The sequence below is a fragment of the Nonomuraea sp. GTA35 genome (assembly GCF_041950525.1).
Taxonomy (GTDB): Bacteria; Actinomycetota; Actinomycetes; order Streptosporangiales; family Streptosporangiaceae; genus Nonomuraea.
In genome coordinates this window covers 165,302-176,756 of the sequence record NZ_JBGNUV010000013.1, presented here as the reverse complement: position 1 = coordinate 176,756, position 11,455 = coordinate 165,302, and the positions used below count along the sequence as shown (strand labels likewise).

8 protein-coding genes are annotated in these 11,455 nt (G+C 71.8%); 5 read left to right on the top strand and 3 right to left on the bottom strand.

Annotation, left to right across the window (positions count from 1 at the left end; all coding sequences use genetic code 11):
• Positions 1 to 2: 2 nt before the first annotated feature.
• Genes ACBJ32_RS43595 through ACBJ32_RS43585 form a run of 3 tightly spaced genes read right to left on the bottom strand, consistent with a single transcriptional unit; the run spans position 3 to position 3,541 of the window.
• Entirely contained in the window at positions 3 to 1,658 is a 1,656-nt protein-coding gene (locus ACBJ32_RS43595; protein ID WP_375131814.1) for a hypothetical protein, read from the bottom strand.
• Positions 1,659 to 1,686: 28 nt separating this feature from the next.
• Entirely contained in the window at positions 1,687 to 2,574 is an 888-nt protein-coding gene (locus ACBJ32_RS43590; RefSeq protein WP_357878030.1) for a carbohydrate ABC transporter permease, read from the bottom strand.
• A complete protein-coding gene (locus ACBJ32_RS43585; protein WP_375131813.1) occupies positions 2,561 to 3,541 on the bottom strand; it encodes an ABC transporter permease in 981 nt (326 codons plus the stop codon). The genes ACBJ32_RS43590 and ACBJ32_RS43585 overlap by 14 nt, the downstream gene beginning before the upstream one ends.
• Before the next feature lie 169 nt (positions 3,542 to 3,710).
• Between ACBJ32_RS43585 and ACBJ32_RS43580 the strand changes: the two genes are divergently transcribed.
• The 5 genes from ACBJ32_RS43580 (at position 3,711) to ACBJ32_RS43560 (ending at position 11,429) form a co-directional block, all read left to right on the top strand.
• Positions 3,711 to 4,730, top strand: coding sequence for a hydroxyacid dehydrogenase (locus tag ACBJ32_RS43580; protein ID WP_375131812.1), 1,020 nt, complete (start codon positions 3,711 to 3,713; stop codon positions 4,728 to 4,730).
• Between the two features lie 25 nt (positions 4,731 to 4,755).
• Positions 4,756 to 5,811, top strand: a complete 1,056-nt coding sequence (locus ACBJ32_RS43575) for a LacI family DNA-binding transcriptional regulator (RefSeq protein ID WP_375131811.1) — start codon at positions 4,756 to 4,758, stop codon at positions 5,809 to 5,811.
• Between the two features lie 112 nt (positions 5,812 to 5,923).
• Entirely contained in the window at positions 5,924 to 7,198 is a 1,275-nt protein-coding gene (locus ACBJ32_RS43570) for a M60 family metallopeptidase (RefSeq protein WP_375131810.1), read from the top strand.
• Complete coding sequence (locus ACBJ32_RS43565) at positions 7,195 to 9,588, top strand: polysaccharide lyase 8 family protein (RefSeq protein ID WP_375131809.1); 2,394 nt, start codon at positions 7,195 to 7,197, stop codon at positions 9,586 to 9,588. The genes ACBJ32_RS43570 and ACBJ32_RS43565 overlap by 4 nt, the downstream gene beginning before the upstream one ends.
• A 2-nt stretch (positions 9,589 to 9,590) precedes the next feature.
• Complete coding sequence (locus tag ACBJ32_RS43560) at positions 9,591 to 11,429, top strand: DUF2264 domain-containing protein (protein WP_375131808.1); 1,839 nt, start codon at positions 9,591 to 9,593, stop codon at positions 11,427 to 11,429.
• Positions 11,430 to 11,455 lie beyond the last annotated feature (26 nt).

Genomic DNA, 11,455 nt, shown 5'->3' with positions numbered 1-11,455 from the left:
GGTCAGCCTGCCTTCGGTGTCTGCTTGAGCGCTTCTTCGAACTCGGCGCGGGCCTTGTCGCCGCCCTTGGCGCGCCAGTCCTTGATCAGCTGGTCGAGGTCGCTGACGGGGGCGCGGCCGGCCACGATGGAGGTGACGCGGTCGTTGCGCATCGTGTAGAGCGACTCGTAGCTGTTCTCGTTGGCGGGCGAGTACGCCCCCACCGTGGGGTCCTCGACGCCGACGGCGATCATCCTGCCGATCGCGTCATGCATGATCTTCACGGCGTCGGACGAGGAGGAGTCGAACAGGGGCTGGGTCGGCGCGGCGACCATCTTCCACGGCACCGTGGTGTCCCTGCTGCCCTGCTCGGTCAGCACGGGGTTGCCCTTGCCGTCGCGCGTGTGGTCGGTGCCCTCGACGCCGTAGTTGAACAGCGTGTACTCCTCGCTGCCGAACGGCGAGGCGAAGAAGTCGGCCACGCGCAGCAGCTCCTTGGCGCGGGCCTCGTCGCTCTTCTTCATCATGGTGATCGAGACGACGATGTTGTTGAGGTGAGCCTTGGCGGCCTGGCCGATCGGGACCATCGGCCTGGGGTCGGCCTTCGGGTCGATCTTCCTGGAGGTCTGCAGGTAGCCGGTGGGGCCGAGGTAGGCGGGCAGGCCGTCGTAGACGAGCGCGGCGCGGCCCGCGTTGAACTCGTTCTTGCGCTTGAGAGTGTCGAAGCCTTCCGAGCCGGGGTAGATGACGCCCGCCTCGCGCAGCTTGCGCACGTACTCGACGGCGGCCCTGTACTCCTCGGTCTCGATCTGGTGCACGAGCTTGCCGTTCTCCAGCCGCCAGGCGTTGGGCGTACCGAAGAGCTGGGCGAAGATCGACAGGCCGTAGACGCCGCCGGTGTGGGTGACCAGCCCGTACTGGTTGTCCTTGGGCCTGGTGACCTCCTTGAGCAGCTCGAACAGCCGGTCCAGGTCGGTGACCTGCGCCAGGTCGTCCACGCCTGCCTCGGCGAACATGTCGGCGCGGTAGAAGCCGAGGCCGCCGACCAGGTTGCGTGGCACGGGGATGCCGTACAGCTTGCCGCCGACGATGCCCTGCTTCCAGAACACCTGCGGGATCGCCGCCAGGTTCGGGTACTCCTTGACGGCGTCGCCGCCGAGCAGCGGCGTCAGGTCGGTGCACTGGCTGGCGACGAACGCGGGCAGGTTGTTGACGCCCTGCGTGGAGACGTAGGTGAACAGGTCGGGCAGCGTGCCGCCGGCGACCATGGTGTTGAACTTCGTCGGCCAGTCGTCGGCGGTGACCGGCTGCATGTCGGCGGTGCCGCCGAGCCGCTTCTCGACCTCCTGCCAGGCGGGGTTGTCGGCACGTCCGGGCGGGGGCGGCGAGAAGGTCTGCACCGCGATGCTCACGGTGCCGCCTGACATGGGCGGCTTGGCCACCGCCTTGAACAGCTCCTTGGGGTAGGTGAAGTACCCCTCGGGCACGCCGGTGGCGTTGCCGGGCAGGTCGGGCTTGAGCGCGCCGGACAGCGGCGCGTACGCGGGCAGCTTGATGCTCAGTCCCTGGGCCTTGGCGGCGGGGGCGGCCGAGCCGCCGCCGCAGCCCGCCAGCACGGTGGAGGCGGCCGCGGCGGCGCCGAGGCGCAGGAAACCGCGGCGGGAGACGGGTTCTCTCATGAGGGATCTTCCTTGGGGTTCGGGGGGTTCAGCCCTTGATGGCGCCGGTGAGCACACCCTTGGTGAAGTAGCGCTGGAGGAAGGGGTAGACGAGCAGGATCGGCACGATCGCCACCACGAGCACGGCCATCTGGATCGCCTGCACCGGGGCGGGCGCCTCGGCGGCGGCCAGGGTCTCCAGCGTCCTGCCCTGCAGCACGAACGTGCGCAGGATCAGCGGGAGCGGGAACTTGTCCGAGTCGTTGAGGTAGAGCAGGGCGTTGAAGAAGGCGTTCCAGTAGCCGACGGCGTAGAAGAGCGAGATGACCGCGAGCACCGCCTTCGACAGCGGGAGCACGATCCTGACGAGGATGCCGAAGTCGCCCGCCCCGTCGATGCGCGCGCTCTCCAGCAGCTCGCGGGGCAGGCCCATGAAGAACGAGCGGAGCACGACCAGGTTGAACGCGCTGACCAGGCTGGGCAGGATCAGCGCGCCGAAGGTGTCGATCAGGCCGATCTGCTTGACCAGCAGGAAGTTGGCGATCAGCCCGGGGTTGAAGAGCATGGTCAGCAGGGCGATCAGCAGGATCCAGCGGGCGCCGGTCACCTCGCGGCGGCTCAGCCCGTACGCCATGCCGATGGTCGCCAGCATGCTGGCGCACGTGCCGACGACCGTGACCAGCACGCTGACCAGCAGCGCCCTGGTGACGGTGCCGCCGTTGAAGATGGTCGTGTAGGCCGACAGGCTGGGCGAGCCGGGGAAGAGCACGAACCCGCCGCTCCTGGCGATGTCGCTCTCCGTCGACAGGCTGGTGCCGATCACGCCGACGAACGGGTAGGCGACCAGCAGGACGACGGCGGTGAGGATCACGCCCTTGAGGACCAGGCCCACCGTGGACGGCCGCTCCATCCAGGCGGGACGGCTACTTGTCGGCACCGCGGTACACCCCCTCGTGGCCGAGCAGATGGGCCACCTTGTTCGCGCCGAGCACCAGCGCGGTGCCGACGATGGTCTTGACCAGGCCGACCGCGGCGGCGGCGCCCCACTGGCCGTCCTTGACGCCGTTGAAGTAGACGAAGGTGTCCAGCACCTCCCCCGCCTCGGGGCCGACGTTGTCGCGCTGGAGCAGGATCTGCTCGAAGCCGACCGACAGGATGCTGCCGAGGTTGAGGATGAGCAGCAGGATGATGATCGGGGTGATGCCGGGCAGCGTGACGTGCCACAAGCGGCGCCACCTGCCCGCCCCGTCCATGGCCGCGGCCTCGTACAGGCCCTGGTCGATGGAGAGCAGCGCGGCCAGGAAGATGATCGTGGCCCAGCCCGCGTCCTTCCAGATGACCTGCAACGTCACCAGCAGCGGGAAGACGTCGGGGTCGGTCATCATGTCGTAGCGCGGCAGCCCGATGCTCTCCAGGAAGCTCGGCAGCGCGCCGGCGCCGCCGAGTATCTGCTGGAACACCGAGACGATGATCACCCAGCCGATGAAGTGCGGGAGGTAGACCACGCTCTGCACGAACCTGCGCACCTTGTCGTTGAGCACGCTGTTGAGCAGCAGCGCGAGCGCGATGGGCGCGGGGAAGAACAGCACGAGCTGGGTGATGGTGATCTTGAGCGTGTTGCCCAGGGCGTTCCAGACGCCCGGGTCCCCGAAGACGCTGACGAAGTTCTGCAACCCCACCCAGGGGCTGTCCACGAACCCGATGTAGGGCTGATAGTCCTTGAACGCGACCACGTAGCCGAACAGCGGCCCGTAGTGGAAGACCAGGAAATAGAGCAGCCCGGGCAGCGCCAGCAGGAGCATCACCCGGTCGCGCCAGACGCGGCGCCACAGCGGCAGCTTGCGTGGCGGCTGTCGCCGCTCGGAGGCGGCCGCGGTCGAGGGAGCGTCGAGGGTAGCGGTCATGCGCTGGGTCCTTCCAGTTGGCGAGGAAGTTAGTAAGCGCTTTCGTTTACGTCAAGCCCTCTCCCGGAAAATCCACTCATTTCCCCTACTCTGCTTGACCTTTTCGCAGGTGGAGTCCTAACGTGCCACCTCGATGCATAGAATGCGCTTACTATCAGAGAGGATGCCGGTGAAACCTCCGCAAGCCCGGCTGAGACCGCGCGCCGTCCTCGCGATGGCGCCCGGAGTGCGAGAGGAGGTGTTCGGGCACGCGACGCTGCGCAGGCTCGCCGACCTGGCCGAGGTGGACAACCAGGTGCTGCACGAGGTCGGCTCGGCCGGCGCGCTGCGCGCGATGGCCCGCGCCGAGGTCCTCGTCACCGGATGGGGCTGCCCGAGGATCGGCGCCGACCTGCTGGACCGGGCCCCCGGCCTGCGCCTCATCGCGCACGCGGCGGGCACGGTGAAGACCTTCCTCGACCCCGCGGTGCTCGACCGCGGCGTACGCGTGACCAGCGCCGCCGACGCCAACGCGGTGCCCGTGGCCGAGTTCGCCTACGCCGCCATCGTCTTCGGCGCCAAGCGTGCCTTCACCCTCGCCCACCGCTACCGCGAGACGGGCGCCCGGCGCGACTTCACCGGCCTGGCCTGGCTCGGCACCCGCGACATCACGGTGGGGCTGATCGGGCTGTCGAGGATCGGGCGCAGGGTCATGGAGCTGCTGCGCGGGCTCGACGCCGAGGTGCTGGTGTACGACCCGTACGCCGAGCCCGCCGGGATCGCCGCGCTCGGCGGCGCCGCCGTCGATCTCGACACGCTGGTCAGGCGCTCGCACGTGGTCAGCCTGCACGCACCGGAGACCCGCGAGACGTACCGGATGCTCGACGCCAGGCGGCTGTCGATGCTCAGGGACGGCGCGGTGGTCGTCAACACCGCCCGCGGCGGGCTGATCGACACCGAGGCGCTCGTCAAGGAGGTACGCAGCGGCCGGCTGGACGCGATACTGGATGTCAGCGACCCGGAGCCGCTGCCGGCCGGTCACCCGCTGTTCGACCTGCCCAACGCGTTCGTGACCCCGCACCTGGCCGGTGCCCAGGGCAACGAGCTCGCGCGGCTGGCCGAGTCGACGCTCGCGGAGATCGCCCGGTACACCGCCGGAGAGCCGCTGCTCCACGAGATCCATCGCGACGAGCTCGACCGGATGGCATGATCGTCAGCCACGGAAAGGAGGGCACGTGACCGAGCAGAGCCTGGCGACCATGGCGGACGTGGCGGCGCGCGCCGGCGTCTCCAGCGCCACCGTCTCCCGGGTGATCAACGGCAACTACCCCGTCTCGGCCGCGACCAGGCAGCGGGTCGAGCAGGCCATCGCCGAGCTCGGATACGTCGCCAACGCGCACGCCAGAGCCCTGGCGGGAGCCACCAACAGGACCGTCGGCATCATCATCAACGATCTGGTGGACCCCTTCTACGCCTACATCGCCCGCGGCGTCGAGCGCGAGGCGACCAAGCACGGCCGGCTTTGCATGGTCTGCTGCACCCAGGGCAGCCACGAGCAGGAGCTGGCGCTGATCGACCTCCTGCACGAGCAGCGCGCCGACGCGGTGATCCTGGTGGGCGGGGCCTACGAGGACCGCTCCTACGCCGCGCAGGTCGCCCGCAGGGCCCGCGCGCTGCACGCCAGCGGCTCCACGCTCGTGCTGTGCGGGCGCCCCTCGCTCGGCGAGGACGTGCCGACCAGGATCGTGGAGTACGACAACGAGGGCGGCGCGTTCGCCATCACCGACTACCTGATCACCCAGGGGCACCGGCGGATCGTCTTCCTGGGCGGCCCGCCGAACCTGTCGACCACGATCGCCCGGCTGGCCGGCCACCGGCGCGCGCTGCGCTTCCGCGGCCTGCCCCACGACAAGGGCCTGATCCACACCGGGCAGCTCAACCGCAGGTTCGGCTACGACAGGATCAGGGCCCTGCTGGCCGACAAGCTCGACTTCACCGCCGTGTTCTGCGCCAACGACACCGTCGCGGCCGGCGTGATGCAGGGGCTGGAGCTGGCCGGCGTGCCCGTGCCCGAGGCGATCTCCGTGGTGGGCTACGACGACGTGCCCATCGCGCAGGAGCTGCGGCCGCAGCTCACCACGGTGCGCATCCCGCTGGAGGAGATGGGCCGCCAGGCGGTGCGCATCGGCCTGGACGTGGTGGAGGACGACGCCTACCTGTCGCCGGTGCAGACCGCGGCCGTGGTCGGCACGAACATCGTGGTCAGATCCTCAGTCGCGCCGCCCAAGTAGCAAGCGCTTACCCCAGAATTGGGGGAAACCGCCCGTAGAAGCGGGATAGAAAGCCGTAGAAAGATCCGGTAAGCCCTTGACCGTGCTAGAAAGCGCTTACAAACTCCCTGCCATGACCCCCCTCAGTCGCAGATCCTTCCTGGTCGCGGGCGGCACGGGCGCGGCCCTCCTGCTCGCCCGGCCGGCCCTCGCCGCCGAGGCGCACCACACCGTCACGCTCAGGGCCAGGCCGGGCGCCGAGAGCGAGCGCCTCCGGCTCCAGCAGGCACTCAGGACCACCGACTTCCACTCCACCGGCGTGCACCTGCCCGCCGGCACCCCGCTGACCGTCGAGGTGGCGGCCCCCGACGGGCTCCTGCCCACGCTGCACGTCGGCGCCCCCGACACGCACGCCGACGTCACGTACAAGAACCCGCGCGCCTACCCGCTGGCCGCCGGCGTCAACACCGTCACGGACCCGGGCGGCGGCCTGGTCTACCTGTCGCTCACCGGTGACGGGCAGCGCGCCCGGGTCAGGTTCCGCTCGGGCGGGGTGCGCGTCCCCACGTTCAGGCTGGGCGAGACCAGCGAGGAGAGCTTCCAGGCGCAGCTCGACGCGCTCACCGACGCGCCCCAGGTCGAGCTGGTGTCCGAGCGCGCCATCGTCTCCGTCACCCGGGACGGCATGCTCGCCTGGCGCGACCAGGACCACGCCGCCCTGCTCCGGCTCCTCGAAACGATCATCGCCTCGCACGCCGCGATCTCCGGGCTCTCCCAGGCGGAGCGTTCCCCGCTGCCGTTCCACCTCGTCGAGGCCCCCCGGATGCCCGCCGGCGCCGGAGCGTACGCCACGCACGGGTGGACCGCCTACCCGCGCACCTACCTGGACCGCCTGATCACCGTGACCGGCCTGCGCACCAGGGGCTGGGGCGTCTACCACGAGCTCGGCCACCAGCACCAGCAGATGGCCTACAAGCCGAACGACCTCACCGAGGTCACGGTCAACATCTACTCGCTGGCCGCCCAGCGCGCGCTCGGCCAGCCGTCCAACCTGGTCGTGAACGGCGTCTACGCCACCGCCCTGGCCAAGCTGCCCGCCGCCGACTACCTCAAGCTGGGCGCTTACGAGAAGCTCGTCCCCTTCCGCCAGCTCGAACTGGCCTTCGGCGAGGACTTCTACCCGCGGCTGCACCGCCTGGTGCGCGCCGAGCGGCCCGCCTCCGACTACACGGAGTCAGCCAAGCGCTGGGGGTACCTCGCGCTCTACACCTCCCGCATCGCCCGCGCCGACCTGTCCGCGTTCTGGCGGCGGTGGGGCGCCCCGCTGACGGACGAGTACCTGGCGCAGGTGGCGGCGCTCGGGCTGCCCGCCCCCGCCACCGATCTGACCGCGCTCGTCGAACGATGACCAGCCGCCGCGCCTTCCTCGGCGGCCTGGCCGCCGTACCGCTCCTCGGCTCCCGGTCCGGGCAGGATGCCTTCTCCGAGCTGCGCGCCAAGGCCGCCGCCCTGTTCACGGGCGGCGGCATCGACCCGGACGACCCCGTCTTCGCCGCACCCGTGGCCCGGCTGGACGCCGCCGCGCGGGCGCACCGGGCGGCCATGGACGTGTCGGCCGGCCGCACCTTCCTCTGGCCCGACCTCCCCCTCACCGGCGTGTCGGGTGACATCGCGGGCAGCTACCAGCGCCTGCGCACGCTCGCCACCGCCTGGGCGAGCCCGGGCACCTCCACGTACGGGGACGAGGCCGCGGCCCGGGAGATCCTCGGCGGCCTCGACTTCCTCTACGAGCGCGCCTACAACGAGACCAGGCGCGAGACCGGCAACTGGTGGCACTGGGAGATCGGCGCGCCCCGCGCCCTGATGGACACCGCCGTGATCATGCACGACGCCATCAGCGCCGTTCAGCGGGCCGCCTGGATCCGCGCCGTGGACCGCTTCTGCCCCGACCCCGACCGCAGGACCAACCTCACCGGCTTCGCCGAGACCGGCGCCAACCGGGCCGACAAGGCGCTCATCGTGGCCCTGCGCGGCATCGTCGGCGCGGACGCCGGCAAGCTCGCGCTCGCCCGCGACGGCCTGTCCGACACGCGCGACGCCGGCAGGCACACCCTGTTCGGGCACGTCACCTCGGGCGACGGCTTCTACGCCGACGGGTCGTTCATCCAGCACGGCGTGGTCGCCTACACCGGGTCGTACGGGGTGGTGCTGCTCCAGTCGCTCGCCACGATCCTGGGGCTGCTCGGCGGCAGCGCCTGGGAGGTCACCGATCCGGCGGTGCGCGTCGTGCTCGACGCGGTGGAGAACGCCTACGCGCCGTGGATCCACGACGGGCTGATGATGGACAGCGTCCGCGGCCGGGCCGTGTCGCGGCAGTTCAACCGCGACGACGACGCCGGCCGCGACACCGTCGACGCGATCCTGCAACTGGCGGCGGGCGCCGGCGAGCCCTACGCCACCCGGTTCAGGCAGCTCGCCAAGGGGTGGATCCGGCGGGGCCGCTTCCTCGACGCCGCGAACGTCGCCGCCACCGCCAGGGCCGCCGCGCTGCTGGGCGACGCCGCGGTGGCCGCGGCGCCGCGCCCGCGCGGCCACCGCGTGTTCGCCGCCATGGACCGGATCGTGCACCGCCGCCCCGCCTGGTCGTTCGCCATCAGCCTGTCGTCGCGGCGGATCGCGATGTACGAGTGCGGCAACGGCGAGAACTACCGGGCCTGGTACCAGGGCGACGGCGTCACCTACCTCCACCTCGACCTCGACCACTACAGCGCCGGCTACTGGCCGACGGTCGACTCCTACCGGCTGGCCGGCACCACCGTGGACACCCGCCACCGCGACCCCGCCGTCTCCGTCGGCGGCACGGGCACGTTCCGGCCGGCCAACGCCTGGGCGGGCGGCGCCACCGCCGGCGGGTACGGGGTGGCGGGGCTCGACCTGATGGCGGCGGGCACCTCGCTGACGGCCAGGAAAAGCTGGGTGTGCCTGGACGACGCGGTGGTCTGCCTGGGCGCCGGCATCACCAGCACCGACGGCCGCCCGATCGAGACGGTGGTCGAGAACCGCGCCACCGCGGCCACCCTGACCACCGGCGACGGCTGGGCCCACCTCGACGGCGTCGCCGGATACGTCTTCCCCGCCGGCCCCGCGCCGCGCACGCTCCAGGAGCGCCGCACCGGCACCTGGCTGGAGATCAACGACGGCCCCAGCACCAGGGGCACCGCCGATCCCGTGACCCGCGACTACACCACCCTCTGGTTCGACCACGGGCCCGACCCCACGGACACGACCTACGCCTACATCCTGCTCCCGGCCGCCACCCGCGAGCGGACCAGGGACTTCGACGGCGTCGAGATCCTCGCCAACACCGGCGACGCGCAGGCGGTCCGCGCGCGGGGCCGCTCGGCCGGCGGCGGCGAGCTGCTCGCGGCGATCTTCTGGACGCCCGGGGAGGTGGGCCGCGCGCCGGAGGCGGGCGGTGCTTCGGCGAAGGTGGGCGGGGAGACGAGCGGCTTTTCGGCTGAGGCGGGCGGCGTGCCGGAGGCGGGCGGTGTTTCGGCGTCGGCGCCCTGCGCGGTCCTGATCCGGCGTGCGGCCGGGCGGATCACGGTGGCGGTCTCCGACCCGAGCCGCACGGTCGCCACCACCACGATCACGCTCCCGCACCCGGCGCACCGCCTGATCGAGGCCGACGATACGGTCTCCGTGACGACGGGCGACCGGCCCCAGGTCACGGTGAACCTGGCCGGCTCGGCCGGCCGCACGCACACCGCCGTACTCTCGACGGGCCGGAAAGGCTGAACATGATCCCTCCTTACCTTCCGCTCCCGCCGTCCGACCGCGTGCTCTCCCCGCGCACCGGCTGGACCCGCGCCCACTGGGAGGCCCTGGCCGACCACCTGCTGGAGGCCGTCACGCCGTACGCCTCGCCGGGGCAGGCGCAGTTCCGGCTGCCCGGCAGGGCGAGCTGGTCGGGCGTGGTGCTGGACGGTCTGGAGGGGTTCGCGCGCACGTTCCTGGCGGCGGCGTTCCGGATCGCGGGCGCGGGAGGGGACGTGCCGCACCTGGTCGAGCGGTACGCCAGAGGGCTCGCCGCCGGCACCGACCCGTCGAGCGGCGAGTCCTGGCCGGTGCTGACCGACTGCTCGCAGCAGATGGTGGAGGCCGCCTCGATCGCGATCGGCCTCCACGAGACCCGGCCGTGGTTGTGGGACCGGCTCGACGACGGCGTGCGGGAGCGGGTGGTCGAGTGGCTCGGCGGCTTCGTCGGCAAGCGGACCTGGGACAACAACTGGATGTTGTTCCAGACCGTGACGGAGGAGTTCCTGAAGTCCGTCGGCGGGCCGTACGAGCAGGGGGAGATCGAGCGAGGGCTGGAGCGGATCGAGGACTGGTACGTCGGCGACGGCTGGTACACCGACGGCGGGTCCAGGAACTTCGACTACTACTGCGGGTGGGCGCTGCACCTGTACCCGCTGCTGTGGACCCGCATGTCGGGGGACGCCGAGCGGGCCGCGCTGTACGCGGGGCGGCTGCGCGAGTTCCTGGGAACGTACCAGCACTTCTTCGGCTCCGACGGCGCGCCGGTCCACCAGGGCCGCTCGCTCACCTACCGCTTCGCCGCCGTCGCGCCCGTCTGGCTGGGCGCGCTCACCGGCGCCACCCCGCTCACCCCCGGCCAGACCCGCAAGCTGGCCTCCTCCGTCGTGCGTCACTTCGCCGAGCGCGGCGTGCCCTCGCCCGACGGGCTGCTCTCCCTCGGCTGGTACGAGCCGTTCCTGCCCACGACGCAGGCCTACTCGGGGCCCGCGTCGCCGTACTGGGCCTCGAAGGCCTTCATCGGGCTGCTGCTGCCGCCGGATCACCCGGCGTGGACCGAGCGCGAGCAGTCGCTGCCCATCGACGAGCACGACGTGACCGCCGCCGTCCCGGCCACCGGGCTGCTCCTGCACGGCACCCGCCACGACGGGATCGTCCGGCTGCTCAACCACGGCAGCGACCACGGCGCCCCGCCCGACGACCCGCACTACGCCAAGCTCGCCTACTCCACGCGCACCGGGCCCGAGGCCGCCGAGCACGCCTGGTCCCGCGACCTCGACAACCACCTCGCCCTGGTCGCGCCGGACGGGGTCCCGTCGCGCCGGGCCGCCATCCGGCCGCTGTCCTGCCACGACGCCACCGCCTCCTCCTCGTACGAGACCGGGACGGGGGCCGTGATCACGACCACCTCCGCCGTGTGCGGCCCCTGGGAGGTGCGCGTTCACGAGATCGCGGGCGGGGCGGGCAGCGCGGTGCGCGAAGGCGGGTACGCCCTCTCCGACGCCGGCCCGCCCGCCTCGGTCACCGGCGACGGCTGGGCGCTGGCGCGCCGCGCCGACGGCCTGACCTCCGCGGTGATCGGGCTGTACGGGTGGGCGCGGGCGAGCGTGTCGCGGGAGGTCGAGTCGAACGCCTTCGGCCCGCACTCGGCCGTCCCCTGCCTGCACTCCGACGCGTCCGGCCTGCACGTCTCCCTGGTGGTGCTGTCGGGCGACGAGGTGCACCCCGGCGCGCTGCGCGACGCCGTCACGGTGGACGTCTCCGGCGAGGCGGTCGTCGTCACCTTCCCCAGCGGCACGTCCACGACGGTAGCTCGCGCCTGAACCCGTAGCCCCTCCTCGCTCGCCGT

What these genes read in the sequence shown, in the direction of transcription:
- ACBJ32_RS43585 (WP_375131813.1), bottom strand. Translation starts at nt 3,541, where the DNA reads ATGACCGCTACCCTCGACGCTCCCTCGACCGCGGCCGCCTCCGAGCGG.
- ACBJ32_RS43595 (WP_375131814.1), bottom strand. Translation starts at nt 1,658, where the DNA reads ATGAGAGAACCCGTCTCCCGCCGCGGTTTCCTGCGCCTCGGCGCCGCC.
- ACBJ32_RS43560 (WP_375131808.1), top strand. Translation starts at nt 9,591, where the DNA reads ATGATCCCTCCTTACCTTCCGCTCCCGCCGTCCGACCGCGTGCTCTCC.
- ACBJ32_RS43565 (WP_375131809.1), top strand. Translation starts at nt 7,195, where the DNA reads ATGACCAGCCGCCGCGCCTTCCTCGGCGGCCTGGCCGCCGTACCGCTC.
- ACBJ32_RS43570 (WP_375131810.1), top strand. Translation starts at nt 5,924, where the DNA reads ATGACCCCCCTCAGTCGCAGATCCTTCCTGGTCGCGGGCGGCACGGGC.